Raw genomic sequence first — 26349 nt, forward strand, 5'->3', positions numbered from 1 at the left:
CAGCCTTCGGCAGCTCCTACAATTTTGTGTACAGGGCTGTTGAAAATAATGACCATCCGGCCAATATTCAGCACAGAAACCACGTATCCTTCGCGCCCCGTTCGCCCATCACCCCCGCGAGGACAGTTTGTCTAAAGGTATCGCTCTATCGGTTTCAGCCTCGGTGCTGTTTGCCGTCATGTACTTCTACACCTCGTTGCTCACCCCGTTGAGCGGCGTAGAGATTTTCGGCTGGCGGATGCTGCTGACTGTGCCGTGCATGACCGTGTTCATGCTGGTGTCCGGGGAATGGCGGCGCGTGATGGAGTTGGTTCGCCTGATGGCGGCGAAGCCAAAATTGATCGCCGGCCTGATCGTCTCGGCCGCCCTGCTCGGCGTGCAACTGTGGCTGTTCATGTGGGCGCCATTGAACGGCTACAGCCTTGATGTTTCGCTGGGTTATTTCCTGCTGCCGCTGGCGATGGTCTTGACCGGGCGGATTGCCTACGGCGAAAGCCTGTCGTACCTGCAGAAAGTCGCGGTGTTTTTCGCTTCGTTGGGCGTGTTGAACGAGTTGTATCAGGTCGGCGGGTTTTCCTGGGCGACGCTGGTCGTCGTCGTTGGCTATCCGCTGTATTTCGTGCTGCGCAAGTACTTGAAAACCGACCACCTCGGTGGCTTGTGGGTCGACATGACGCTGATGTTGCCAATCGCCTACTGGTTTGTGCATGGCGGCGAACAGGGTTTTGGCGTGTTCGATCAATACCCGGGGTTGATGTGGCTGATTCCGTTGCTCGGCCTGATCAGTGCGTCGGCGTTGGTGGTGTACATCATTGCCAGCCGTTTGCTGCCGTTTAGCCTATTTGGTTTGTTGAGTTATGTTGAGCCGGTGTTGTTGCTGGGTGTGGCGTTGTTGCTGGGTGAGAGCATCAAGTCCGGGGAATGGCTGACGTATATTCCGATCTGGATGGCGGTGGTTGTGCTGGTGTTTGAAGGGTTCAAACATTTGATGCGTCAGCGTCGTCCTTAAAAGCAAAAGATCGCAGCCTGCGGCAGCTCCTACATTTGGAATGCATCTTCCCTGTAGGAGCTGCCGCAGGCTGCGATCTTTTGATCGTAAAAAAAATCCCGGCTCTGCATCGCTGCAGGCCGGGATTTTTCAGTTCAGTGGCGAATTACTCAGTGGCAAGCACACCACGGCGCACCTGATCACGCTCGATCGATTCGAACAGTGCCTTGAAGTTACCCTCGCCGAAGCCATCGTCGCCTTTACGCTGGATGAATTCGAAGAACACCGGGCCCATCAGGGTTTCCGAGAAGATCTGCAGCAGCAGACGCTTGTCGCCCTGCTCCGATGCACCATCGAGCAAGATGCCGCGCGATTGCAGTTGATCGACCGGCTCACCGTGATTCGGCAGGCGACCTTCGAGCATTTCGTAGTAGGTGTCCGGCGGCGCGGTCATGAAGCGCATGCCGATTTTCTTCAGTTGATCCCAGGTCTTGATCAGGTCGTCGGTGAGGAACGCGACGTGCTGGATGCCCTCGCCGTTGAACTGCATCAGGAACTCTTCGATCTGACCTGCGCCCTTGGACGATTCTTCGTTCAGCGGGATGCGGATCATGCCGTCTGGCGCGGTCATCGCTTTCGAGGTCAGGCCGGTGTATTCGCCCTTGATGTCGAAATAACGGATCTCGCGGAAGTTGAACAGCTTCTCGTAGAAGTTTGCCCAGTAAGCCATGCGACCGCGATAGACGTTGTGGGTCAGGTGGTCGATGATTTTCAGGCCGGCACCCACCGGATTGCGATCAACGCCTTCGATGAACACGAAGTCGATGTCGTAGATCGAGCTGCCTTCGCCGAAACGGTCGATCAGGTACAGCGGCGCGCCGCCAATGCCTTTGATCGCCGGCAGGTTCAGCTCCATCGGCCCGGTTTCGATGTGGATCGGCTGAGCGCCGAGTTCCAGTGCGCGGTTGTAGGCGTTTTGCGAATCTTTTACGCGGAACGCCATGCCGCATACCGACGGGCCATGTTCGGCGGCGAAGTACGAAGCGACGCTGTTGGGTTCGTTGTTGAGGATCAGGTTGATCGCACCCTGACGATACAGGTGCACGTTCTTGGAGCGGTGGGTGGCGACTTTGGTAAAGCCCATGATCTCGAAGATCGGCTCCAGGGTGCCCGGCACCGGCGAAGCGAGCTCGATGAATTCAAAGCCCATCAGGCCCATTGGGTTTTCGTATAAATCGGTCATGGTGACGCCTCATCATTCTTATCAAATTAACCAGGGTTATTTGTCAGTCTGCGAGGTCGGTGGGTGGCGCACAGGAGATGCCACGCACACTGCGGGCGAGGAAGTCACCGTAGATCAGTTGAAACCCGAATATCTTCATTGTCGACCCAAGGCTTTTGCGGGCGAGGCTTCTGCTGCCAGAAGACGATTATTATTGTATGCGTAACCCGATTCTACACAGCGTAAATAGGCTTGTCTGCTCTCTCTATAAAATCCGCTTTTTTGCGCCCGGTGCAAGGGGTTTGTTGCACAGGTAAATGCCCCACAGGATCAGCGCACCGCCCAGGCACATGGCCAGCGTCAACTGTTCGCCAAGTAGCAGCGCGCCGAGGATCACCGCAGTCAACGGATTCAAGGCGATAAACACGCCGGAACGTGTCGCGCCGATTTTGCGAATGCCGTCGTAGTAACCGATGTAGGCCAGCGCCGAACCGAGCACGCCGAGATAAAGCAGGCTCAGCCATTGCGGCGCGCCGAGGCCGATCAATGTCGTCCAGCTCAGTTCGCCACGCAGTGCAGCCAGCGTCCAGAGCATGAGCGTGCCGATCAGGATCGAATACGTCACCGTCTGCACCGGGCCGAGTGCCTGATTCAGGCCCCGGGAAAACAGTGAGTAAACGCCCCACCCCAGCACGCAGCCGAGAATCAACAGGTCGCCCATCCAGGCATCCGCTGTTGCCGCCAGCAATTGTGGGTTGCGGCTGACAATCACCAGGCTCGCACCCGCCATGCACAGCGCGATGCCGCCGACTTTCAGCCTGCCCAGACGCTCTTTGAACAACAGCCAGGACGCAAGGCCGATCACCGCCGGATTCAACGCGACAATCAACGAAGCGCGCGAGGCGTTGATGTAGTGCAGGCCGTAAAAGAAGCACAGGTTATAGAAGAAAATCCCGAAGAAACCCAACAGCGTCAATTGCAGCCACTGCCGGGGCGTCGGGCGCGCCAACGGCACCCGCGCCAGCCATAAAAACCCCAGCAGTGCCGCACTGGCCAGCAAGAAGCGCAGGCTGGCGGCGAACAGCGGGCTGAGACTGCCGGCGAGAAATCGCCCGGCAACGAACGTCCCGCCCCAGATCATGGTCACGGCGGCCAGGGTCAGGTAAACCGGCATGTCGGAAGGTGTCGCGTGGGTCTGTGCAAAATGGCGCATATCACTCCAGAGGGGAAAAGCAGCAACGATGCCGTATCATTCACTTCATTCCTGATCATCGTAAAATGAGCAAAAACTCATGACCCTCACCCAACTGGAAATCTTCTCGCTGGTCGCCGAGCTACGCGGTTTCACCCTGGCGGCCCATCGTTTGGGTATTTCCCAGTCGGCGGTGTCCCACGCAATGAAGTCGCTGGAACAGGAATTGGGCGTCGAGTTGCTGCGTCGGCATCAATCGTCGGTGGAACTCAGCGACATTGGCCAGCAACTGTTGCTGCGCGCGCGGGCAATGCTCGGCCTGGCCAACACGCTGCGTCAGGAAGCGGCCGATGCCCGCGGCATGAAAACCGGCACATTGCGCATTGGCTCGTTCGGCCCGACCTCATCGATCAAATTGCTGCCAAAGATTCTTCATCGATTTCGCCAGGCGCATCCGGGCATTGAGGTGCACATTGATGAAGGGCCGGACCGACAGGTGACGCAGTGGCTCGAAGAGCGGCGAATCGATGTTGGTTTTGTTGTGCTGCCGCAGGAGCGCTTCGACACTTTCGCCTTGATTGAAGACCAGATGGTCGCCCTGCTTGCGCTCGATCACCCGCTGGCGACGCGTTCCGCGGTGAGCCTGAAGGACCTGTGCGACGACCCGTTCGTGCTCACCCAGGCCGGTTCTTCGGAACTGGTGTCGCGGCTGTTCATGGCGGCAGGCCTGCAACCGAACATTCGCTACCGCTGCTCCCAATTGCTCAGCACCCTCGACACGGTCAGTCGGGGCGACGCGATCACGATTGTGGCCGAAGGCTCGTTGCCAGACGATCCAACGCCGCGTTACGTGAGGAAACCGTTGTTGCCCGTTGTGCAGCGCCAGATCGGCCTGGCCGTCCTCGATCAGCGTCAGTCATCACCCGCCGCACGGGCGTTTATCGAGTTGGCGACGCGCCTCAATCATCAATGAGCAGCACTAGCGTCGACGACCATCTATCCTCCCCTCTGACTCCACTGTTTTTGCGCCGTGCGCCATTGCCCGGCCTGCACTTCAGAGCCCTACTCCATCGCGACAGGATGCGCTCATGCCGTTGACCGTCAGACCCCGCCGCAAGCGCAGCATCCGTATCGTCGTGACGCTGCTCTGCGGCATGCTCCCGATCGTCTTCGGCAGTGTGATTCTGTATCTGCAGGCTGAGCGCACGCTACAACACAGCACTCGGCAAACCGCGGAGGAGGCCCTGCGCCAGTTCGACTTGATGCTCGACAACACCGCTCAAGCCGCTCGCGAACTGTTGCCGCTGGCCGGAAAAGACTGTGAAGAGGTGAAACTGGCGCTGCGCGAGCAAGTCACCCGCCGCCCGTTCGTGCGTTCGACCAATCTGGTCTGGGACAACAACCTTTATTGCAGTTCACTGTTCGGCCCCTTCAAAGAGGCGGTCAACGCTGGCGATTACCATGAGGGCAAACTGTGGCTGATGAATGGCAATCCGGTCACGCCCAATACCGCATTGCTGGTGTATCGCCTGAGCGACGGTCGTGGCGGCGCACTGACCACGCTGGATGGCTATCACTTGAGCAACATTTTGCGCCTGATCGGTCGAGAAACCCTGCTGTTGCTGCAAGTCGGTGACAACTGGCTGTCCGCTGACGGCAAAGTGCATCAGGGTGCCCTGCCCGCGTTGCCTGTGGCACAAAGCATGTTGCAGTCCAATCGGTACGCCTTCAGTGTTTCTGCAGGTTTCCCGCAGGGCGAAACCTGGCGCTACATGGCCGACGCATACCCACCACTGTTCAGTCTGCTGATCTTTTTCGGTGTGGTCTCCGGTGCGATCGGCCACATCGTGCAGAAGCGCTCGACGTCACCAAGCCATGAGATGCTTCGCGCGCTAGAGGCAGGCGAATTCATTCCTTACTTCCAGCCCGTGGTGCATGGCGACAGTAAACAATGGTCGGGCACTGAAGTGCTGATGCGCTGGAATCATCCCAAGGAAGGCCTGGTGCGCCCGGATCTGTTTATCCCGTTCGCCGAACACTCCGGACTCATTGTGCCGATGACCCGCGCGCTGATGCAGCAGACCGCGGCGCTGTTGGGGCCACAGTCTGCGGGCTTTGCCACGCCGTTTCATATCGGCATCAACATTACCGCGAGCCATTGCCACGACCTGGAACTGGTCGAGGACTGCAGGGAGTTTCTTGCGGCCTTCATGCCGGGCAGCATCAGCCTGGTTCTGGAGTTGACCGAGCGCGAGCTGATCGAACCGACTGACATCACCCGTCAACTGTTCGAACAGTTGCACTCGCTGGGTGTGAAAATCGCAATCGACGACTTCGGTACCGGCCATTCAAGTCTCGGTTACTTGCGCAAATTCAATGTCGACTTCCTCAAGATCGATCAGAGCTTCGTCGCAATGATCGGCATTGACGCGCTCTCGCGGCATATTCTCGACACGATTATCGAACTCTCGGCCAAGCTGGATCTGGGTATTGTTGCCGAAGGTGTCGAAACTCAGGCGCAAGCCGAATACCTGACCGCTCATCACGTTAACTTCATGCAAGGCTATCTGTTTGGCAAACCCATGCCCGCCGCCGACTTCATCAACGCATTAAGTCACCATTAACTAAACGCGATTAAGCCGCAGCTGCCGATTCGGCGCACCAAATTGATACAAAAGACCGCTGTTGTTACATGAAGACAACAACAGGATTTACTCTGAGCGCATTAACTACTACAATTTTTTCAACCTGAGCAAGATTGGCAGGTGAGCCACTTATCACCGAGTCGCTTCAAGGCTCTTGGCTTACAGCTTTGTTTGCGGTTGGTATCAGCCAAATACACTATTGGAGTAAAGATATTGTCCAGACTCGCTGAATTTCGTGCAGCTGAAAAGGCCCTTCAGGAACAGCTCAAGCAGCTGGAGTCGCTGAAGAACGATGCCGGGCTCAAGAAAGAAATCGAATTCGAAGAAAAGCTCCAGGGGCTGATGAAAACCTACGGCAAAGGCCTGAAAGACATCATCGCCATTCTCGATCCGAACCCGGCAAAATCCGGCCTGCAAACCTCTGCAGCCCCTAAAACCCGCCGCGCACGCGTGGTCAAGGTTTATCACAACCCGCACACCGGTGAACTGATTGAAACCAAAGGTGGCAACCACCGTGGCCTGAAAGCCTGGAAGGAACAATACGGTGCAGCCACCGTTGATTCCTGGTTGCGCGGTTAATTCCACGCCAACAAAAAAGCCCTGCTCGATGCAGGGCTTTTTTATTGACAATATCTAACAAATGAAATGATTTTCATCGAGCAAGTTGAGATCGTCCTGTAACGTGCGAACGGTAGAGCGCTAAAATATTTTGCGCCGCGATGTTGCGATCAGCGCCACGGTTAAACTTTGTGCTTAATCCGTTCGGGTATCTAACCGCGCGGCAATAGAACAGCGCGTTAAAGTTTCAGGTTGTTTCTCACCGCCACTATTTCTTCGGCGCTCGCTTTATAAACCTCGGCCTGTCCGGCATAGGAAAGAACGTACGCTTTATCCGCCTCGACCGCTGCCACCAAGGTTTGCGACAAAACATGCCGGCCGTTTTCGGTGATCGTGCAAGTGGTTTCCAGGGCAGACAAAGACCCCAGCGTCGCCGGGTGCACTTTGTTGCAGACGCTTTGATAACCGCCCTGGAAAAAGTCTTTCTGGATCGACTTGCGCATCTCCAGCAGCACGCCCTGCAAGTTGACTTGGTGACCCGCCTCTACCTGCGTCATGGTCAACTCCATCACCATCACCTGATTGCCATCGGCATCGTTTTTCACCGCCCGCTGCCGGGAAACCTGCGCTGATGCATCAGGCAGTGCTTCCACCTCCCAACCCGCCGGCCAGGTAATGCCGGGCTCGGCCGCCGATACGTCAGCGGCAGCAACAGAAAACGCAAAACAAACTAACAGGGGTTTGAACAGTCGGATCATTGCCGCACGCACTCGCAGATTGAGCGACAAAGTCTGAGCCCCGCCCGCGCGCAGGGCAAGTCCGCCCTTTCATTTGGCGATGCTGGCAGGCATGCGTATCATTGCGCCCATTCACTCGCCCATTGTTATTGGAGGGCCCATGAGCCTGCACGAACTGAACACTTTCCCCGGCGTCACCGCCACGCCAGACAGCGCAACCCGCAACTTCGTTTTCAACCACACCATGCTGCGTGTGAAAGACATCACCAAGTCCCTGGACTTCTACACCCGCGTACTGGGTTTCTCGCTGGTCGAGAAGCGCGATTTCGCCGAAGCCGAGTTCAGCCTGTACTTCCTCGCGCTGGTCGACAAGGCACAGATCCCGGACGATGCCGCCGCACGTACCGAGTGGATGAAGTCGATCCCGGGCATTCTGGAACTGACTCACAACCACGGCACCGAAAACGATGCAGACTTCGCCTACCACAACGGCAACACCGATCCGCGTGGTTTTGGCCACATCTGCATTTCGGTGCCGGACATCGTGGCGGCGTGCGCACGTTTTGAAGAATTGGGTTGCGACTTCCAGAAACGCCTGACCGATGGCCGCATGAAGAGCCTGGCATTCATCAAGGATCCGGACGGTTACTGGGTCGAAATCATCCAGCCAACCCCGCTGTAACTGACAGCCCTCTGTAGGAGTGAGCCTGCTCGCGATTGCGCTGTGTCAGGCCATGATGTTCTGAATGTGCCGCCGCAATCGCGAGCAGGCTCACTCCTACAAATTGGATGTGTGTCAGGCATAAAAAACCCGTGATCGCTCACGGGTTTTTTCAGTTCTGCCAGGACGTTTAAGCCGGAGCGGACGTGCGAATCAAGTGATCAAACGCGCTCAACGAAGCCTTGGCGCCCTCGCCCACCGCAATCACGATTTGCTTGTACGGCACAGTCGTCACGTCACCAGCAGCAAAGATCCCCGGAATCGAAGTCTCGCCACGGTTATCGACAATGATCTCGCCACGCGGCGACAGCTCGATGGTGCCTTTGAGCCAGTCCGTGTTCGGCAGCAAACCGATCTGCACGAAGATCCCTTCCAACTCGACCGTGCGCAGTTCATCAGTGTTGCGATCCTTGTAGCGCAGGCCATTGACCTTCTGCCCGTCGCCAGTCACTTCAGTGGTTTGCGCACTGGTGATCACGGTAACGTTCTTGAGGCTGTGCAATTTGCGCTGCAATACGGCGTCGGCACGCAGTTGCACGTCGAATTCCAGCAGCGTTACGTGAGACACGATACCGGCCAGGTCGATCGCCGCTTCAACGCCTGAGTTACCGCCGCCGATCACCGCGACACGCTTGCCCTTGAACAACGGACCATCGCAGTGCGGGCAGTACGCCACGCCTTTGTTGCGGTAATCCTGCTCACCCGGGACGTTCATTTCACGCCAGCGCGCGCCGGTCGCCAGAATCACGCTTTTGGCTTTCAGGGTCGCACCGCTGGCAAAGCGGATTTCGTGCAGCTCGCCGTTCTTGCCCGGGATCAGCTTGTCGGCACGTTGCAGGTTCATGATGTCGACGTCGTACTGCTTGACGTGTTCTTCCAATGCCGTGGCCAGTTTCGGCCCTTCGGTTTCCTGCACGGAAATAAAGTTCTCGATGGCCATGGTGTCGAGCACCTGACCGCCGAAGCGTTCAGCGGCAACACCGGTGCGGATGCCTTTGCGGGCGGCATAGATGGCTGCCGAAGCACCGGCCGGGCCACCGCCGACGACCAGTACGTCGAAAGCCTCTTTGGCGCTGATCTTCTCGGCCTGACGCTCGATAGCGCCGGTGTCGAGTTTGGCGAGAATCTCTTCCAGGCCCATGCGGCCCTGACCGAAGTTTTCACCGTTCAAGTAGATGCTCGGCACGGCCATGATCTTGCGATCATTGACTTCGTCCTGGAACAGCGCGCCGTCGATGGCGACGTGGCGGATGTTCGGGTTGAGCACGGCCATCAGGTTCAGTGCCTGAACGACGTCCGGGCAGTTCTGGCAGGACAGCGAGAAATAAGTCTCGAAGCTGAACTCGCCTTTGAGCGAGCGGATTTGCTCGATCACTTCGGCGCTGGCTTTCGATGGATGACCGCCGACTTGCAGCAAGGCCAATACCAGCGAAGTAAATTCGTGGCCCATCGGAATGCCGGCGAAACGCAGACTGATGTCAGCGCCCGGGCGGTTGATCGAGAACGATGGCTTGCGTGCATCGTCACCGCTGTCGATCAAGGTAATTTGGCTCGAAAGACTGGCAACGTCTTTCAGCAGTTCCAGCATTTCACGGGATTTCGCACCGTCGTCGAGGGAAGCAACGATCTCGATCGGCTGGGTGACCCGTTCCAGGTACGATTTCAACTGGGCTTTAAGATTGGCGTCCAACATACGGGCGATTTCCTTTATTTGAGGCGAAAAAAAGCCCGAGCGAATCTCGCCCGGGCATTTTTTTGGGCGGTGCAGCGTACTTAAGAAGGTGCGGCGTACCGCCCTGAGTTGCGTGTCACAGACTTAGATCTTGCCGACCAGGTCCAGGGACGGAGCCAGAGTGGCCTCGCCTTCTTTCCACTTGGCTGGGCAAACTTCGCCTGGGTGAGCAGCAACGTACTGAGCAGCCTTGATCTTGCGCAGCAGCTCGGAAGCGTCACGGCCAACGCCGCCATCGTTCAGTTCAACGATTTTGATCTGGCCTTCAGGGTTGATCACGAAGGTGCCACGGTCAGCCAGACCCACTTCTTCGATCAGCACGTCGAAGTTGCGGGAGATGGCGTGGGTCGGGTCGCCGATCATGGTGTATTCGATTTTGCCGATGGCTGGCGAAGTGTTGTGCCAGGCAGCGTGGGCAAAGTGGGTGTCGGTGGAAACGCTGTAGATCTCTACGCCGAGTTTCTGGAAGGCAGCGTAGTTGTCAGCCAGGTCTTCCAGTTCGGTTGGGCAAACGAAGGTGAAGTCGGCTGGGTAGAAGAACACGACCGACCACTTGCCTTTCAGGTCAGCGTCCGAGACTTGAACGAAGTCGCCGTTTTTGAACGCGGTAGCTTTGAACGGTTTTACTTGGCTGTTGATGATAGGCATTGATGACTCTCCGTCAGGGTTGTGAATTCGATGGGTGAATCCTACCCACTCGCTCGACGGATGGCTCATTGGCAAACCTGATGCTGCTGATTTGTTTTCGCTATTAGCTGACTGTATTAATAGAAGAAAACGATATCTACTACGAAGCCGGGTTATCCATAATCCGAGCCATCCCCTGGAATGGGTTGGCTTCAACATAGCGCATGGCGGACTTCATGTCCTTCCAGCCCACGTAGCTCATCAGGGATTTCAGATCCCAACCGCTTTGATGGGCCCAGGTCGCAAAGCCACGGCGCAAGGAGTGACTGGTGTAGTTTTCGGCAGCGATGCCGGCGCGCTGCAATGCCTGGCGCAATAAAGGGATGATGCTGTTGGCGTGCAGCCCCTCCTCGTTCAGATTGCCCCAGCGATCGATGCTGCGAAAAACCGGGCCGCGCACCAGCGCCGCTTCGGTGATCCAGTCGATATAAGCCTGCACCGGGCACAGCTTGAGCAGCGCCGGGGCTTGATAGGTCTGCCCGAGGTTTTCCCGATCACCCTTGCTGCGCGGCAAATACAAGGTGATGCCTTTACCAGCGTGCGCTTGCACGTGTTCGATTTGCAGGCGGCAGAGTTCGTCGCTGCGAAAGCCGCGCCAAAAGCCCAGCAGAATCAGTGCGCGATCACGGTAAGCCTTGAGCAGTGACGGACGATCCTGCTGCTCGCGCGCGATTTGCACTTCGTGCTCCAGCCAATCGATGACGCGCTGCAGATCCTGCAACTGCAGCGGCTCGGCCTGTTTTTCCTGCGCCGGATGCAGCGCCCTTATGCCCTTGAACACTTTGCGCACCACTGGCGACTTGGTCGGGTCGGCAAAGCCTTGGCTGTTGTGCCACTGCGCCAGCGCCGACAGACGCAGTTTCAAGGTGTTAATCGAAAGCTCGCCCGCGTGCGCCACCAGATACCGCGCAACGCTATCGGCGGTGGCCGGCAGGAACCCACCCCATTTCACTTCGAAATGCTCGATGGCCGCGCGATAGCTACGGCGCGTGTTGTCACGTGTGGCGGCTTGCAGATAGCGATCCAGATCGCTCATGGGCTGTTTTCTCGCTGGCGTACTGATACAGGGATGCAGATGTGCATTTTGCCGCCTGACACTGGGTAATACCAGTATATCCCGCCTCTTATATTTCAGTCATTTACCTTTATTTTCAGCATGGTACACTGCGCACTTTAGTGGCATGTACCACAGTACGAAACCGTAGGAGATGACATGGCCCGTGGCGGCATTACCAAAGCACTGGTGCAGATTGCGCGCACAGCAATCCTGGCGCGCGGCGAACACCCAAGCATCGATGCAGTACGCATCGAAATGGGCAACACCGGCTCGAAAACCACGATCCATCGCTATTTGAAGGAGCTGGACGACGGCGCTCAACTGATCGAAGCCTCAGCAGAACCCATCGACGATGAGCTGACCGCCCTCGTCTCCCGTCTCGCTCAGCGACTGAAAGAGCAGGCGCAGGAGCCCATCGAGCAGGCTCGCGAGCAGTTCGAAGAACAGCGTGAGGCGCTGGAATCAGAGTTGAAGCAAGTTCGTCAGGCGCTGGAAAAAATCGAGCACGAGCACGGCATTCAAGGTGCAGCGCTGGAGCGCGAATCCGAAGCACTGAACAACACGCGCTCGATGCTGCAGACCGAACAAACCCGCAACGCCGGGTTGAACCAGGCATTGGCGGACTTTGAATTGCGCTTGCAGGACAAGGACGAGCAGATCCGCTCGCTGGAAGAAAAGCATCTGCACGCTCGCGATGCGCTGGAACACTACCGCAACGCCACCAGAGAACAGCGCGAACAGGAGCAGAGTCGCCACGAAGGCCAGGTACAGCAGATTCAGGCAGAACTGCGTCAGGCGCAACAAAGCGCGTTGGTGCGTCAGGACGAAATCACTCAATTGCACCGCGACAACGAACGCCTGCTGACCGAGAACCGCGGCACCCTGCGCGAACTGAACCTGATGCAGGATCAGCTCAAGCAAAGCAATCAGCGCCAGGATCAATTGCTGGAACAGGCGACGCGCGTCGACAGCGAGCGCACCCTCCTCCAGGAACGCTTGCGCGTGGCCACCCTGGAAAGCCAGACACTCAAGCAGAACATCGAGGAGCAGACGCTGCTCAATCAGTCGCTGGAAAAGGCATTAAGCAACGCTCAGACGAGCCTGGAAGAAAGCCAACGTCTGGCCACTACCGTTGCGGCAGCGCCAGACTCAGCCAAACCGAAGGACGCTTAAGCGCCGACCGGCGTACGCATGGTGACAAATTCTTCGGCGGCCGTCGGGTGTACCCCGATCGTGTCGTCGAAGTCACGCTTGGTCGCGCCAGCCTTCAGGGCAATCGCCAAACCCTGGACGATCTCGCCAGCGTCCGGACCGACCATGTGGCAGCCGAGGACTTTGTCGGTCTTGCCGTCGACTACCAGTTTCATCAGCGTCTTCTCCTGACACTCGGTCAGGGTCAGCTTCATCGGGCGGAAACGGCTTTCGAAAATCACCACGTCGTGACCAGCCTCGCGCGCCTCTTCTTCGGTCAAACCGACTGTACCGATGTTCGGCAGGCTGAACACTGCGGTCGGGATCATCTTGTAATCCACTGGACGGTATTGCTCAGGCTTGAACAGACGACGCGCTACGGCCATGCCTTCTGCCAGAGCCACAGGCGTCAGCTGTACACGACCGATGACATCGCCCAGCGCCAGAATCGATGGCTCGCTGGTCTGGTATTGCTCGTCGACCTTGATGAAGCCTTTGTCGGTGAGCTGCACATCGGTGTTTTCCAGCCCCAGATTGTCGAGCATCGGACGCCGGCCGGTTGCATAGAAAATGCAATCCGCTTCCAGCTCACGACCATCCTTGAGGGTGGCTTTCAGGCTGCCGTCGGCCTGCTTGTCGATGCGCGCAATGTCGGCGTTGAATTGCAGATCCAGACCACGCTTGGTCAGCTCTTCCTGCAAATGCTTGCGCACCGAACCATCGAAGCCGCGCAGGAACAGATCACCGCGATACAGCAGCGTGGTGTTCGCGCCGAGACCATGGAAAATCCCGGCGAACTCGACTGCGATGTAACCGCCGCCAACCACCAGCACACGTTTTGGCAGTTCTTTGAGGAAGAACGCCTCGTTCGAACCGATCGCATGCTCGCGCCCCGGAATCTCCGGAATCTGCGGCCAACCACCGGTAGCAATCAGAATATTCTTCGCGGTAAAGCGCTCGCCATTCACCTCAACCTCATGCGGGCCGACAATCTTCGCGTGCGCTTCATGCAAGGTCACGCCACTGTTGACCAGCAAATTGCGATAAATGCCGTTGAGCCGATTGATCTCGCGATCCTTGTTGGCAATCAGCGTCGCCCAATCGAAATTCGCTTCGCCCAGGCTCCAGCCAAAACCGGACGCCTGCTCAAAGTCTTCGGCGAAATGCGCGCCGTACACCAGCAACTTTTTCGGCACACAGCCGACGTTGACACAGGTCCCGCCCAGATAACGGCTCTCCGCCACCGCCACTTTCGCGCCAAAACCGGCCGCAAAACGCGCAGCGCGCACACCGCCGGAACCGGCACCAATCACATAAAGGTCAAAATCGTAGGCCATTTCTATCTCCTCGGCAGGGGATCAGCATACCTGCAGATGCTCATTGGGCAAGCACTGCCATTCGCATGGGAGGGCAAAATGAAAAAACCCGCCGAAGCGGGTTTTTCTTACAAACCAATCAAGCGCTCTTAGTAAGCCTTGCCAGTCTTGTAAAAGTTCTCGAAGCAGAAGTTTGTCGCTTCGATGTAGCCTTCAGCGCCACCGCAGTCGAAACGCTTGCCTTTGAATTTGTAGGCCATGACGCAGCCGTTCTGGGCTTGTTTCATCAGGGCGTCGGTGATCTGGATTTCGCCGCCCTTGCCTGGCTCGGTTTGTTCGATCAGGTCGAAGATGTCCGGAGTCAGGATGTAACGGCCGATGATCGCCAGGTTCGACGGCGCATCTTCCGGCTTTGGTTTCTCGACCATGCTGTGCACGCGATAGATGTCGTCGCGGATCATTTCGCCAGCGATTACGCCGTACTTGCTGGTTTCCTCTGGATCGACTTCCTGGATGGCGATGATCGAGCAGCGGAACTGCTTGTACAGCTTGACCATTTGGGTCAGTACGCCGTCGCCGTCGAGGTTGACGCACAGGTCGTCCGCCAGTACCACGGCGAACGGTTCGTCACCGATCAGCGGACGACCGGTCAGGATCGCGTGGCCGAGGCCTTTCATTTCGGTCTGACGGGTGTAGGAGAACGAGCACTCGTCGAGCAGTTTGCGGATACCGACCAGGTATTTCTCTTTGTCGGTGCCCTTGATCTGGTTTTCCAGCTCGTAGCTGATGTCGAAGTGGTCTTCCAGCGCGCGTTTGCCACGACCAGTCACGATGGAGATTTCAGTCAGGCCAGCGTCCAGAGCTTCTTCAACGCCGTACTGGATCAGTGGCTTGTTTACCACCGGCAGCATTTCTTTGGGCATGGCTTTAGTCGCTGGCAGGAAGCGAGTACCGTAACCGGCTGCTGGGAACAAGCATTTCTTGATCATATAAGTCCTTGAAAAGGCTGTGTGTACGAGTTTCGGCGCAGTCTAATCAGGCGGCGTGCACCTTACAATGCCCCGCACTGGCTAACCGATGCCATCATAGAGAAATATTCTCGCCGATAGTTCCGTTGGCGCCCTCAGGCAGCAAAATCAGCTTAGCCCAAAGATGCCGCCAAACTGCATCACCATACGCGCATCGCCCCCCAATGCGAGCATTTGCCGGTATCATGGCGCCTTTGAACCAGCGAACGAGACAGATAGATGGCCGCGGTAAAAATCGTCAACGGGTATGTGATCGACAAGAAAGACGGCAAGTGGACGCTGACCACGACCAACGGCGAGCACATCGCCGGCCCCTTCGACAGCGAGCAAATGGCGACTGATGTGGCATCGGTGTTTACCGACACGCCTGCATCGGCGAAGCGTCGTGGTAAAGATCAGGACTGATCAAAGGCGACACGCCCCGAGCCCTGCCCATGTGCAGGGCTTTTTTGTACGCGCGTGCAAACAAGTGGCCAATCGCTATAACCTTTTCACACGGGCGCTGTCAGAGCGTCTAGTCCCCCACGCTGAAGACGACATAACCATGAACATGAATAAATTGCTGCCCCTTCTTGCGGTACTGGCGCTGAGCGGCTGCGCGACCTCAGAGACCACTTACCTGAACAACGGCGAACAGGGCCTGTCCATCGATTGCTCGGGCGAGGCCAACTCCTGGGCCACCTGCTACGAAAAGGCAGACGCCTCCTGCGCCGGTACCGGGTATCGCATCGTCGGGACTGACGGCACGCCGCAGCCCAAGGAAAGCGACAAAACCCTCGGCGTCGACGTCGGCAATTACAAAAACCGCAGCGTCGTTGTGGTCTGCAAATAGCCGTTACATGTGGATTTCGGCGAACTTGATCCCCAGGCCGCGCACGACTTCGATCAAGTCGTCGAGCCGGTTGAAGGATTCGACTTCGTCGTTATCGTCGACCAGGAAGTAACTGCGCCCGGCGCTTTTCTTGAAAAAAACGATCCACTCCCCCGGATTCGCCGGGTTTTGAATCACATGGGTGGCAGAGATCAGGCCCTCTACGTGGCGCTCCCGTACTTGCTCTCGCTTCATCGCGACTCCATAAAGAAAAATGCCGTCACAGCAGGACTGTGACGGCATCGATGCTGATAACTGAAGAGTCTATCAGCCAGAAATGCAGGCATTGGCAGCGTTACGCACATCCCGTGGGCGCACTGGCACGTTGGACATGCGCTCATGCAGCTTGATGCTGCTGCCGCCGGAGCGGTCTTCGATATCAAAGACCGCGGCCGGGCCGGAAGACAGTTTGCCCGGGACGATTACCCGAACCCCGTCCTTGTGCGGCTGCAACTGCAACGCACCACGGCTGTCCGCGAGCTTTTCGGCCAGGCACTGCGCATATTCATGGGGTTTCTTACCGGAGATCACACTCATGGTCGGCAGTGTTTCATTGATTTCGGAAACACTCGCGCAACCACCCATAGCCAGAATCAACGGCACACACACCACACCCCACTTCATACAAAACCTCCGTTAAAGACCGTCCGACAGCACAAATGCCGTTTTTCTCCGGGGCCTTCTGCATTTAACCCGCATCCGATTGCGAATATCTGTTCAAAATTGTCAAACCAACGCCCGACGGCCAGATAATAACCCGTGCGGGCTGATAAACTGCGCCCAATCGACAAGCTATCGTTTTGATTTTGTAGAAAAAGCCCTTCTGGAGGCGCCCATGAAATTTATTCACCAGCGCGAGCACCTCAACGAAGACGACATCGTCGTCATCCAATGCTCGCAAACCTGCAACATCCGTCTGATGAACGACGCCAACTTCCGCAGCTTTAAAAATGGCGGCCGTCACACCTATCACGGCGGCGCTTTCGACACGTTTCCGGCCCGCATCACTGCACCGAGCACCGGTTTCTGGAACATCACCATCGACACCGTCAACCGTCGCCCGATCAGTGTTACGCGCAAACCGACGTTGACCCACTCGATCAAGATCATCCGTCGCTCCAGCACCAAACTCAGCTGAGCCGCCCCGCCCATTCAGACAGGTAAGCATGACCGTGGCCCAAACGACCAAATACGTCATCAAGTACAAGCTCAACGGTGAGCGCCGTTTCGAGTTCGCGCAACTGGTAAACGGCACCGAAGCAGAAGCCAAGGCCGAGCTCGACAAACTCCATGACTCGCAAGACGTCATCAGCGATATCGCCGTCAGCAAAGCCCTGTAACACCCCGTCGGGGAGTTCGACCGCAAGCGGCGGATTGTTCTGCCGCAACGCCAAGCCCAGACTGACCGCCTCGACCTTGAGTCAAGGAGTCAGCATGTCGATGTCCCCTTCCCGGCTGGAAACGCTCGGCTGGGCAAACCTGGAACACCAGTTGGATCAGCACGGCTGCGTCATTATTCGCTCGCCACTGGGGCGCAAGGTGTAATCGACGGCGAATATCGGTGACCCTGCGTCACGGCGTCAGTCGCCTGCACAGTGGCAATCGGCATACCCTAGGCATCATCTTTCACGACGCTTTGTGACTAGCATGCACCCGAGCAATTTCGATCTATTCGCCGACCGCGAAACCGAGCAGCAACCGCGCGCCGAGCAAATTGGCGAGCAGTCGTGGCTGCTGCGCGGTTTTGCCCTGCCGTTGATCGAGCAACTGTTGCCCGCACTCGAGTCGATTCTCCTCGCAGCGCCCCTGCGTCACATGATGACGCCGGGCGGTTTCAGCATGTCGGTGGGCACCAGCAGTTGTGGGGCGCTGGGCTGGATCACTGATCGCACTGGCTATCGCTATTCAAGTGTCGATCCGCTGAGCGGATCGCCGTGGCCGGCGTTGCCGCCGGTGTTTGCCGAGCTGGCCCATTCGGCGGCGACACGCGCAGGCTTTGCCGGGTTCGACGCCGATTCCTGCCTGATCAACCGATATGTCCCAGGCGCCAAGATGTCATTGCATCAAGACAAAGACGAAAAGGCCTACGCAGCACCGATCGTTTCGCTGTCGCTCGGGTTACCGGCGATGTTTCTGTTTGGCGGTTTCAATCGCAGTGACAAAAGCCAGCGTATTGCGCTGCTGCATGGCGATATGCTGATCTGGGGCGGCGTTGACCGTTTGCGCTTCCATGGCGTGTTGCCGATCAAGCAAGGTCGACACCCGCGCCTCGGCGAACAGCGGATCAACCTGACCTTCCGCGTTGCAGGATAAATACAAAAGGATCGCCGGCAGAGTTTGACCGCAAGGCCCGGAGTGTTGCGGCCCGCGCCGCTGGTTAACCTGAATCAAACAGGCCAACGGACTACCGCTCATGAAAACGCTTTCGACCACCCTTAACATCGAAGACGATCCACGCTGGGCCGCCGTGATTGCCCGGGACCCTCGGGCGGACGGGCAGTTTGTCTATGCGGTTAAAACCACCGGCATCTATTGCCGCCCAAGCAGCCTCGCACGCTTGCCGAAGCCGCAGAATGTCGAGTTTTTCGACACCGCCGAACAGGCCGAGGCAGCGGGTTACCGGCCGAGCAAGCGCGCCGGCAAGGATCAAAGTGAAGTCGCCGCGCAGCATGCCGCGACTGTAGCGACGGCCTGCCGCCAGATCGAATCTGCCGAGACGTTGCCGACGCTCAATCAACTGGCCGACACCGCCGGACTGAGCCCGTTTCACTTCCACCGCATATTCAAAGCCGCGACCGGCCTCACACCCAAAGGCTATGCCGCCGCCCAGCGCTCGCGCAAAGTGCGCGAACGCCTGGCTGACGGTGGTTCGGTGACGGATGCGCTGTATGACGCAGGATTCAATTCCAACAGCCGCTTCTACGAGGCAGCCGATCACGTGCTGGGCATGAAACCCGGCGACTATCGCGCTGCCGGGCAAAACAACGACATTCGTTTCGCCGTCGGCCAATGCTCGCTCGGGGCGATTCTGGTCGCGCAAAGCGAACGCGGGGTGTGCGCCATTCTGCTGGGCGATGATCCGCATCAACTGGTCTGCGATCTGCAGGATCAATTTCGCAAGGCGAATCTGATCGGTGCCGATGACGGTTTTGAGCAGTTGATTGCCAAGGTTGTGGGGTTTGTCGAAGCGCCGGCGATTGGCCTGGATTTGCCACTGGATGTCCGTGGCACCGCGTTTCAGGAGCGCGTTTGGCAAGCGCTGCGGGAAATCCCCGCCGGCAGCACTGCCAGTTATGCCGACATTGCTCAACGCATCGGCGCCCCAACGTCCATGCGTGCCGTGGCCCAAGCGTGTGGCGCCAACCGGCTGGCCGTGGCGATCCCCTGCCATCGCGTGGTGCGCAGCGACGGCAATCTGTCCGGCTATCGCTGGGGTGTTGAGCGTAAACGCCAGTTGCTTGAGCGCGAGCTGACTTAGCGAATACCGATATGGACCGCGACTGACTCGGGGCCGGTGTAGCTTTCGAAATCAGTCGCGAAGCGCCGTTGAATTTGTGGGTTGGCCTCGAAGAAGGTCCAAATCTTGCCCCAAATGGCAATCACTGCATCAGGCAGCGGCCCCTGCGCCTCGAACACCAGATAGTCGCCTGCTTCAATGGTGACTGACTGGAAATCCGCAGAAGGCTCGTCCACCGCAACACCCGCCGTGACATCGAATGCGCCCGTGGCATCGGCCTCGTAAGCCGAATACACGCCGTAGACCGGAGAACCGACGCGTTTGCCGGGAATAACCTCGGCCAAGCCCTTAGCGAAAAACTCCCCCCACATCGGGCCAATGTTCGCTGTTTCAGGGTTGGGTTCTACTGCATTGGTCGTGCGCACACGCAGACCCGAGACCGTGAACGCGTCGATCTGCTGTCGTTTCAAGTCCATCGAAAAATCCGCTCCCTGCTGATTGAGTGCGGCTGTGCAGCGCCGCGATGGCGCTTACTGTGTCAGCGATTGACGTCTACCACAACCCGTCCGCGCAGCTGTCCCGCGAGCAGTTTTGGCGCTGCGTCGATCGCTTCGCTCAAGGCGATTTCGTGACTGATCAATGACAACAAGGCGAAGTCCAGATCCCTCGCTAAACGATCCCAGGCGTGCAAACGTCGCGCCTTTGGCTGGTTGACACTATTAATCCCGGCCAGCGTAACGCCACGCAAAATGAACGGCGCCACGGACGCCGGAAAATCCATGCCCTGAGCCAGACCGCACGCAGCAACCGTGCCTTCGGCGCGTGTACTGGCGCAGGCATTCGCCAGTGTGTGGCTGCCGACAGAGTCGATCACCGCCGCCCAGCGTTCTTTGGCCAAGGGTTTGCCCGGCTCGGACAACGTGGCGCGATCAATGATTTCGCTGGCGCCCAATTGCCGCAGATATTCATGCTCGGACACCCGGCCAGTGGACGCTACCACGCGATAGCCGAGCTGGCTGAGCAGCGCGATGGCGAAACTGCCCACACCGCCATTGGCGCCCGTGACCAGCACCTCGCCCTGATCCGGCGTCACGCCGTTGCGCTCCAGCGCCAGAATGCACAGCATCGCCGTATAACCCGCGGTGCCGATGGCCATCGCTTGCGCTGCGGTAAAGGCTTTGGGCAACGGGATCAACCAGTCGCCATTGAGCCGGGCTTTCTGTGCCAACCCGCCCCAATGGTTTTCGCCCACTCCCCAACCATTGAGCAGCACCTGGTCGCCGACTTTATAGTCCGGGTGCGAGCTGACCTCGACCGTTCCGGCCAGATCGATCCCCGGCACCATCGGAAACTTGCGCACCACCGGGCTGCTGCCGGTAATCGCCAGACCATCCTTGAAATTCAGCGTGCTGTAGGCGACGCGCACGGTTACATCGCCTTCGGGCAACTGATCGTCATTGAGTTGTTGAAGATTGGCGCGATAACCGCTGTCGTCTTTGTCGATCACAATGGCATTGAACATGATGGCCTCGCAGGACGGATTTTCAGAATGTGGTGCCTTGAAATACCACATCGCAACACATTGCCACACTCGACTTTCTGCCAATCCGCGAATCGACCGGGTATTTCCATGACGGGCGACTATGCTTTTTCGACGACCGTGGATTCGCGGTTTTTTCCCAGGCAAACGGTCTGTCGATGGAGCTGACAATGTCTTACCCGCGTGCGCTTTTAATGATGTTGATGGTGGGTCTGCTGAGCGCTGGCAATACCTGGGCGGCGCCTGCCAGCAAGGCTAACGAGGCGGCACCGAGCGAGCCGGCCTGGCCTCAGGTCATCACCAGCGGTAAGGCCAAACTGACGGTGTACCAGCCGCAACTCGACAGTTGGGATGGCTACACCCTGAACGCGCGCGCCGCCGTCGAAGCCAGTGGTGCCGATGGCAAGTCCACCTACGGTATCGTCCAGTTCAGTGCCCACACACTCGTCGACAAGGCCACGCGCTGGGTCGCGCTCGACCAGTACAAGATCATCAAGGCGGATTTCCCGGCGGATGCCAGTCAATCGCAGACCTGGCTCGCGGCCCTGCAGAAAGACGCCGACAGTCGCAAGAAAACCATTTCGCTGGATCAACTGGAAGCCGCCGTCGGCGTGCTCTCGGCAGAACAGAAAGCCGACAGCGCGCCACTGGAAAATACCCCGCCCACCATCGTCAGTTCCGATGTCCCGGCGCTGCTGGTGTACATCGACGGCGATGCGGCGTATCGGCCTGTCGAAGGCACCGACTTGCAGCGCGTGATCAACACGCGTCCGCTGCTGCTCAAGGATGCGCAAGGCAAACACTATCTGCATGTCTTCGATGGCTGGATGGTTGCCGACCGGTTGAACGGTGATTACGCCCGCCTGCCCTCGCCACCGGCTGATCTGGAGCAAGCCAAACAGGCCGCTATCAAGAGTCGGCAAGTCGATTTGCTGACCGGTCAGAGTGATCCCAAAGACAAGGTCCCCAGCCTGGCTAAACCGCCGCAACCGAAAATTTTTCTCGCCACCACACCTACCGAACTGCTCGTCACCGATGGCGCCGCGCAATGGTTGCCGATTCAGGGCACCCGCCTGTTGTACGTGAGCAACACCACCGGACACATCTTCAAGGAGATTGGCGACCAGAACAGTTACGTGCTGATCTCCGGGCGCTGGTTCCGCGCCAATGACATGAAGGGACCATGGACGTTTACCCCGGCGGATAAACTGCCTGCAGATTTCGCCAACATTCCCGATGACAGCCCGAAAGAGAACGTCAAAGCCTCGGTAGCCGGCACCCCGCAAGCCAAGGAAGCCGCCATTGCTGCGACGATTCCGCAGACTTCGGCAATCAAGAAAAGCGCTGTGAAAATGACCGCGCCACAGTTCGATGGCGAGCCACAACTCAAAGCCATCAACAGCACGCCATTGCAATACGTGGTCAACAGCGCCACGCCGATTATCCGCGTCGACAACGCCAGTTGGTACGCGGTGGAAAACGGTATCTGGTTCACCTCCACCACGGTCAACGGCCCCTGGGTTGTGGCCGGCGCCGTGCCGGCAGTGATCTACTCGATTCCGCCAAGCTCGCCCATGCATTACCTCACCTACGTCAAAGTCTACGAGGCCAGCGGCGACACCGTGGTGGTCGGTTACACCCCCGGTTACCAGGGTTCCAATCTGGACCCGGCCACCGGCGTCGTGGTCTATGGCACCGGTTATCCGTATACGCCGTGGGTGGGTAACGTCTGGTATGGGCCGCCCGTCACTTACGGCTTCGGTGTCGCCATCCGCTACACACCCTGGACAGGCTGGACGTTCGGTTTCGGTTTCGGCTGGAGCTGGGGAGGCAGCACGGTCGCGATGGGTTGGGGATGGGGCGCCTATCCGTGGTGGGGCAATTACGGCTGGGGTTACGCCTGGGGCCCGCACTTGTATCCCGCGCCGCTGGCGTGGGGCGGCGCGGCTTACGGTTATCACGGTGGCGCAGTGGCCTGGGGGCCCGGCGGCTGGGCAGGTACCACCGGCAATATTTATCATCAGTGGGGAGATCGAGCGACTGTCAGCCGCTACGGCGCAGGTTATAACGCCTGGACGGGCAATCGCTGGGCCGGTCAGGTCGGTTCCTCCTACAACTCGCGCACCGGGGTCGCCGCTGCCGGGCAACGTGGCGCAGTACACAACGTCTACACCGGTAACTACGCCGCCGGGCGCAGCGGTGAAATGGTCGGCCCGAACGGTGGGGCGATCGCCGGTGGCCGCGTGACTGCGGGCAATGTGCGCAACGGTACGCAAGTGACGGCCAATCGCGGCGCGGTCTACAACCCGAACACCGGCAACACCACGCAATTCGGCGGTATCCATGGACGTAACGGCGGTGCCGCGCACATCGGTGACAACGTTTACGCCGGCCACGATGGCAACGTGTACAAGAAGACCGACAACGGTTGGCAGTCAATGGTCGGGGGCGGCGGCACACGAACAGCACCGATCAACAACAATGTGCAATTGCAGAACCTCAACCGTGAATCCGCTGCACGCAATTTTGGTAACCAGCGCACCAACAACTTTCACAACTCTTCGCAATTCATGAACCATTCGTTTGGCGGCGGTGGAGGTGGCGGTTTTCACCGACGCTGAAAACCTGAACAACAGGTTCTGAATTTCGAACTGGCTCTGAGCCGGGTTTTACTGTTAAAAAACCGGCTCTGCCCGTTTCGTTGTTCGGAGAACCGCTGTCATGAGCCAATGGCCCGATACCCGCATTCTTGATCTTTTCGGCATCGAAGTGCCGATCATTCAGGCGCCGATGGCCGGTGCGACGAACGCATCCATGGTGATCGCCGTGTGCAACGCCGGTGGCCTCGGCTCTATGCCGGCGGCGATGCTGAGCATCGAGCAATTGCGCGAAGCCCTGCAGACCATTCGTCAACACACCACCAAACCGTTCAACGTCAATTTCTTCTGCCATCAGCCTCCAGCGGCGGATGAGCAACGCGCCAGTGACTGGAAGAATCTGCTGGAACCTTACTACCGTGAACTGGGCGTCGATTTTGATGCGCCGACGCCGGTGTCCAACCGCGCGCCATTCGATGCGGCGGCATGCGAAGTGCTGGAAGAGTTTCGCCCGCAGGTGGTGAGCTTTCACTTCGGTCTGCCGGAGCAATCCTTGCTTGATCGGGTCAAGGCCACGGGAGCGAAAATTCTGTCCTCGGCCACCACTGTCGAAGAAGCCGTATGGCTGGAGCACAACGGTTGTGATGCGGTCATCGCCATGGGCTATGAGGCTGGCGGTCATCGCGGGATGTTTCTCAGTGAAGATTTGAGCAGCCAGGTCGGCACGTTTGCGCTGCTGCCGCAGGTCGTCGATGCCGTGAGTGTGCCGGTGATTGCCGCCGGGGCTATTGCTGATCCTCGGGGTGTCGCGGCAGCATTCATGTTGGGCGCAGCTGCGGTGCAAGTGGGCACGGCCTATCTGTTCACGCCAGAAGCGAAGGTCAGTGCCGCGCATCACCAGGCCCTGCGTTCTGCCAAAGAAAGTGAAACCGCCGTCACCAATCTTTTTACCGGTCGCCCGGCGCGGGGTATTCTCAACCGCGTGATGCGCGAGCTGGGCCCGATGTCGCCGGCGGCACCGGCCTTTCCGTTGGCCGGAGGCGCGTTGATGCCATTGCGGGCGAAAAACGAATCGCAGTTTGCCAACCTCTGGGCCGGACAGGCATTCACGTTGGGTCGCGATGTCAGCAGCGCGGAGCTGACACGGCAATTGGCCGAGGGTGGACTGCAGAAACTGACTCAGGGTCAAGAGCGATCACGATGAGCGATGCCACCCCTGTTGGCATTGCTTAAAGCAACACTTTCCGTTTAGCGGCATTTCGCTATATATTTCGCTATATAGCGATTTCACCCCTCGCATCGGGCGGTCCACCTCCAACAATAACTGCCCTCTGCACACGCCAACAACGGAGCTGTTACATGACCATTCGTGCCTCACGTTTTGCCCCTACCTGCCTGGCCACCTTGTTGGCGGTGTTTGCCGTCGGTGCCGCCCAGGCTGATGAAGTGCAAGTGGCTGTCGCAGCCAACTTCACCGCACCGATCCAGGCGATCGCCGCCGATTTCGAAAAAGACACCGGGCACAAACTGGTCGCAGCCTACGGCGCCACCGGTCAGTTCTACACCCAGATCAAAAACGGCGCGCCGTTTGAAGTGTTCCTCTCGGCAGACGACACCACTCCGGAAAAACTCGAGAAGGAAGGCGATACCGTCAAAGGCTCGCGCTTCACTTACGCCATCGGCACCCTGGCGCTGTGGTCGGCGAAAGAAGGTTACGTTGACGCCAAAGGCGAAGTTCTGAAAAAGAACGAATACCAGCACCTGTCTATCGCCAATCCAAAAGCGGCGCCATACGGTCTGGCTGCCACCCAAGTACTGGAAAAGCTCAAGCTGACCGAAGCAACCAAAACCAAAATCGTTGAAGGCCAGAACATCACTCAGGCCTACCAGTTTGTTTCCACCGGTAACGCCGAGCTGGGCTTCGTTGCTCTGTCGCAGATCTTCAAGGATGGCAAAGTCACCAGCGGCTCGGCGTGGATCGTGCCGGCCAGCATGCACGACCCGATCAAACAGGACGCGGTAATCCTCAACAAAGGCAAAGACAACGCCGCTGCCAAGGCCCTGGTTGAATACCTCAAAGGCCCGAAAGCCGCTGCGGTGATCAAGTCTTACGGCTATCAGCTCTAAATGTCGCTGACGAGTGCCGATTTCGCGGCGATCTGGCTGACCCTGAAACTGGCGTCCCTGACCACCGCGATCCTGCTGGTGGTCGGCACTCCGATTGCCCTGTGGTTGTCGCGCACCCGTTCCTGGTTGCGCGGCCCGATCGGGGCGATCGTCGCCCTGCCCCTCGTGTTGCCGCCGACCGTGATCGGCTTTTACCTGCTGTTGATGATGGGCCCGCACGGCTTTCTCGGCCAGTTCACCCAATGGCTGGGCCTGGGCACCCTGACGTTCAGCTTCACTGGGCTGGTAATCGGTTCGGTGATCTATTCCATGCCGTTCGTGGTGCAACCGTTGCAAAACGCGTTCTCGGCGATCGGCACCCGCCCACTGGAAGTGGCCGCGACCTTGCGCGCCAATCCATGGGACACTTTTTTCAGCGTGATTCTGCCGCTCGCTCGCCCAGGATTTGTCACGGCGGCGATCCTCGGGTTCGCGCACACCGTCGGTGAATTCGGCGTCGTGCTGATGATCGGCGGCAACATCCCCGACAAGACTCGCGTGGTTTCGGTGCAGATCTACGATCACGTCGAAGCCATGGAATACGCGCAAGCGCACTGGCTGGCCGGTGCGATGCTGGTGTTTTCGTTCCTGGTGTTGCTGGCGCTGTACTCCAGCCGCAAGACTCGCGCTGGCTGGAGCTGATC

General features: G+C 58.3%; 28 protein-coding genes and 1 pseudogene. 17 read left to right on the top strand and 12 right to left on the bottom strand.

The genetic code is table 11. The annotated features are described in order from the left end of the window. The first annotated feature begins 127 nt into the window (after positions 1-127). Entirely contained in the window at positions 128-1009 is an 882-nt protein-coding gene (rarD, locus tag PMI37_RS16085) for an EamA family transporter RarD (protein WP_008082656.1), read from the top strand. 145 nt (positions 1010-1154) lie between these two features. On the opposite strand, the gene hppD is transcribed toward rarD, so the two are convergent. Further along, on the bottom strand, positions 1155-2231 hold the full coding sequence (gene hppD, locus PMI37_RS16090) for a 4-hydroxyphenylpyruvate dioxygenase (protein ID WP_008082657.1): 1077 nt from the start codon (positions 2229-2231) through the stop codon (positions 1155-1157). A 244-nt stretch (positions 2232-2475) separates the two neighbouring features. Beyond that, on the bottom strand, positions 2476-3423 hold the full coding sequence (locus PMI37_RS16095; protein WP_008082658.1) for a DMT family transporter: 948 nt from the start codon (positions 3421-3423) through the stop codon (positions 2476-2478). Between the two features lie 79 nt (positions 3424-3502). Between PMI37_RS16095 and PMI37_RS16100 the strand changes: the two genes are divergently transcribed. From PMI37_RS16100 to PMI37_RS16110, 3 genes are all read left to right on the top strand, one after another. Then, on the top strand, positions 3503-4375 hold the full coding sequence (locus tag PMI37_RS16100) for a LysR family transcriptional regulator (protein ID WP_008082659.1): 873 nt from the start codon (positions 3503-3505) through the stop codon (positions 4373-4375). 115 nt (positions 4376-4490) lie between these two features. Beyond that, entirely contained in the window at positions 4491-6026 is a 1536-nt protein-coding gene (locus tag PMI37_RS16105) for an EAL domain-containing protein (protein ID WP_008082660.1), read from the top strand. A gap of 234 nt (positions 6027-6260) precedes the next feature. Continuing rightward, the gene (locus PMI37_RS16110; RefSeq protein WP_007912217.1) at positions 6261-6626 is read left to right on the top strand and encodes a histone-like nucleoid-structuring protein, MvaT/MvaU family; all 366 of its coding nucleotides are present in this window, start codon (positions 6261-6263) and stop codon (positions 6624-6626) included. Positions 6627-6844: 218 nt separating this feature from the next. Here the strand turns inward: PMI37_RS16110 and PMI37_RS16115 are convergent, their stop codons facing one another. After that, entirely contained in the window at positions 6845-7363 is a 519-nt protein-coding gene (locus tag PMI37_RS16115; protein WP_008082662.1) for a DUF4946 domain-containing protein, read from the bottom strand. A gap of 139 nt (positions 7364-7502) precedes the next feature. On the opposite strand from PMI37_RS16115, the gene gloA reads away from it, so the two are divergent. After that, positions 7503-8024, top strand: coding sequence for a lactoylglutathione lyase (gloA, locus tag PMI37_RS16120; RefSeq protein WP_008082664.1), 522 nt, complete (start codon positions 7503-7505; stop codon positions 8022-8024). 169 nt (positions 8025-8193) lie between these two features. Here gloA and ahpF read toward each other — a convergent pair whose 3' ends face one another. The 3 genes from ahpF to PMI37_RS16135 all read right to left on the bottom strand — a co-directional run bounded on the left by ahpF (position 8194) and on the right by PMI37_RS16135 (position 11518). Then, the gene (gene ahpF / locus PMI37_RS16125; RefSeq protein WP_008082666.1) at positions 8194-9756 is read right to left on the bottom strand and encodes an alkyl hydroperoxide reductase subunit F; all 1563 of its coding nucleotides are present in this window, start codon (positions 9754-9756) and stop codon (positions 8194-8196) included. A gap of 123 nt (positions 9757-9879) precedes the next feature. Then, on the bottom strand, positions 9880-10443 hold the full coding sequence (gene ahpC, locus PMI37_RS16130) for an alkyl hydroperoxide reductase subunit C (RefSeq protein ID WP_007912224.1): 564 nt from the start codon (positions 10441-10443) through the stop codon (positions 9880-9882). 139 nt (positions 10444-10582) lie between these two features. Further along, positions 10583-11518, bottom strand: coding sequence for a site-specific integrase (locus tag PMI37_RS16135; RefSeq protein ID WP_008082667.1), 936 nt, complete (start codon positions 11516-11518; stop codon positions 10583-10585). 177 nt (positions 11519-11695) lie between these two features. Here PMI37_RS16135 and PMI37_RS16140 point away from each other — a divergent pair, with 177 nt between their 5' ends. After that, entirely contained in the window at positions 11696-12712 is a 1017-nt protein-coding gene (locus PMI37_RS16140) for a DNA-binding protein (protein ID WP_008082668.1), read from the top strand. On the opposite strand, the gene gorA is transcribed toward PMI37_RS16140, so the two are convergent. Further along, the gene (gene gorA / locus PMI37_RS16145; RefSeq protein ID WP_008082669.1) at positions 12709-14067 is read right to left on the bottom strand and encodes a glutathione-disulfide reductase; all 1359 of its coding nucleotides are present in this window, start codon (positions 14065-14067) and stop codon (positions 12709-12711) included. The genes PMI37_RS16140 and gorA overlap by 4 nt on opposite strands. 128 nt (positions 14068-14195) lie before the next feature. Then, positions 14196-15035, bottom strand: coding sequence for a UTP--glucose-1-phosphate uridylyltransferase GalU (gene galU / locus PMI37_RS16150; protein WP_008082670.1), 840 nt, complete (start codon positions 15033-15035; stop codon positions 14196-14198). A gap of 258 nt (positions 15036-15293) precedes the next feature. On the opposite strand from galU, the gene PMI37_RS16155 reads away from it, so the two are divergent. Next, complete coding sequence (locus tag PMI37_RS16155; RefSeq protein WP_008082671.1) at positions 15294-15479, top strand: hypothetical protein; 186 nt, start codon at positions 15294-15296, stop codon at positions 15477-15479. Positions 15480-15624: 145 nt separating this feature from the next. Further along, positions 15625-15906: a hypothetical protein gene (locus PMI37_RS16160; protein ID WP_045123167.1), complete on the top strand. Its 282-nt coding sequence runs from the start codon at positions 15625-15627 to the stop codon at positions 15904-15906. Between the two features lie 3 nt (positions 15907-15909). Here PMI37_RS16160 and PMI37_RS16165 read toward each other — a convergent pair whose 3' ends face one another. Both PMI37_RS16165 and PMI37_RS16170 read right to left on the bottom strand, forming a co-directional pair. After that, complete coding sequence (locus tag PMI37_RS16165) at positions 15910-16140, bottom strand: hypothetical protein (protein WP_008082673.1); 231 nt, start codon at positions 16138-16140, stop codon at positions 15910-15912. 72 nt (positions 16141-16212) lie between these two features. Then, the gene (locus tag PMI37_RS16170; protein WP_008082674.1) at positions 16213-16569 is read right to left on the bottom strand and encodes a hypothetical protein; all 357 of its coding nucleotides are present in this window, start codon (positions 16567-16569) and stop codon (positions 16213-16215) included. Between the two features lie 211 nt (positions 16570-16780). Here PMI37_RS16170 and PMI37_RS16175 point away from each other — a divergent pair, with 211 nt between their 5' ends. The 5 genes and pseudogenes from PMI37_RS16175 (at position 16781) to ada (ending at position 19423) form a co-directional block, all read left to right on the top strand. After that, on the top strand, positions 16781-17083 hold the full coding sequence (locus PMI37_RS16175; RefSeq protein ID WP_007946189.1) for a DUF1883 domain-containing protein: 303 nt from the start codon (positions 16781-16783) through the stop codon (positions 17081-17083). A 28-nt stretch (positions 17084-17111) separates the two neighbouring features. Then, a complete protein-coding gene (locus PMI37_RS32045; protein ID WP_008082676.1) occupies positions 17112-17285 on the top strand; it encodes a hypothetical protein in 174 nt (57 codons plus the stop codon). Between the two features lie 221 nt (positions 17286-17506). Next, a pseudogene (locus PMI37_RS31340) lies at positions 17507-17587 on the top strand (2OG-Fe(II) oxygenase); the annotation flags it as partial. 5 nt (positions 17588-17592) lie between these two features. Next, complete coding sequence (gene alkB, locus PMI37_RS16180; RefSeq protein WP_008082681.1) at positions 17593-18258, top strand: DNA oxidative demethylase AlkB; 666 nt, start codon at positions 17593-17595, stop codon at positions 18256-18258. Between the two features lie 100 nt (positions 18259-18358). Further along, positions 18359-19423 (top strand): bifunctional DNA-binding transcriptional regulator/O6-methylguanine-DNA methyltransferase Ada, encoded by a 1065-nt coding sequence (gene ada, locus PMI37_RS16185; protein ID WP_008082683.1) that lies wholly within the window; start codon positions 18359-18361, stop codon positions 19421-19423. On the opposite strand, the gene PMI37_RS16190 is transcribed toward ada, so the two are convergent. Together PMI37_RS16190 and acuI are read right to left on the bottom strand one after the other, a co-directional pair. Continuing rightward, on the bottom strand, positions 19420-19878 hold the full coding sequence (locus PMI37_RS16190) for a GyrI-like domain-containing protein (protein ID WP_008082684.1): 459 nt from the start codon (positions 19876-19878) through the stop codon (positions 19420-19422). The genes ada and PMI37_RS16190 overlap by 4 nt on opposite strands. A 62-nt stretch (positions 19879-19940) precedes the next feature. Next, positions 19941-20924: an acrylyl-CoA reductase (NADPH) gene (acuI, locus tag PMI37_RS16195; RefSeq protein ID WP_008082686.1), complete on the bottom strand. Its 984-nt coding sequence runs from the start codon at positions 20922-20924 to the stop codon at positions 19941-19943. A gap of 188 nt (positions 20925-21112) precedes the next feature. Between acuI and PMI37_RS16200 the strand changes: the two genes are divergently transcribed. The 4 genes from PMI37_RS16200 (at position 21113) to modB (ending at position 26347) form a co-directional block, all read left to right on the top strand. Beyond that, positions 21113-23563: a hypothetical protein gene (locus tag PMI37_RS16200; RefSeq protein WP_008082687.1), complete on the top strand. Its 2451-nt coding sequence runs from the start codon at positions 21113-21115 to the stop codon at positions 23561-23563. A gap of 100 nt (positions 23564-23663) precedes the next feature. Further along, positions 23664-24743: an NAD(P)H-dependent flavin oxidoreductase gene (locus PMI37_RS16205; protein WP_008082688.1), complete on the top strand. Its 1080-nt coding sequence runs from the start codon at positions 23664-23666 to the stop codon at positions 24741-24743. Positions 24744-24898: 155 nt separating this feature from the next. Continuing rightward, positions 24899-25666: a molybdate ABC transporter substrate-binding protein gene (modA, locus tag PMI37_RS16210; RefSeq protein WP_008082689.1), complete on the top strand. Its 768-nt coding sequence runs from the start codon at positions 24899-24901 to the stop codon at positions 25664-25666. Continuing rightward, positions 25667-26347 (top strand): molybdate ABC transporter permease subunit, encoded by a 681-nt coding sequence (gene modB / locus PMI37_RS16215; RefSeq protein WP_008082690.1) that lies wholly within the window; start codon positions 25667-25669, stop codon positions 26345-26347. It abuts the gene before it with no gap. Positions 26348-26349: the final 2 nt, after the last annotated feature.

Origin of the sequence: Pseudomonas sp. GM80, assembly GCF_000282515.1 — a bacterium.
Classification (GTDB): domain Bacteria; phylum Pseudomonadota; class Gammaproteobacteria; order Pseudomonadales; family Pseudomonadaceae; genus Aquipseudomonas.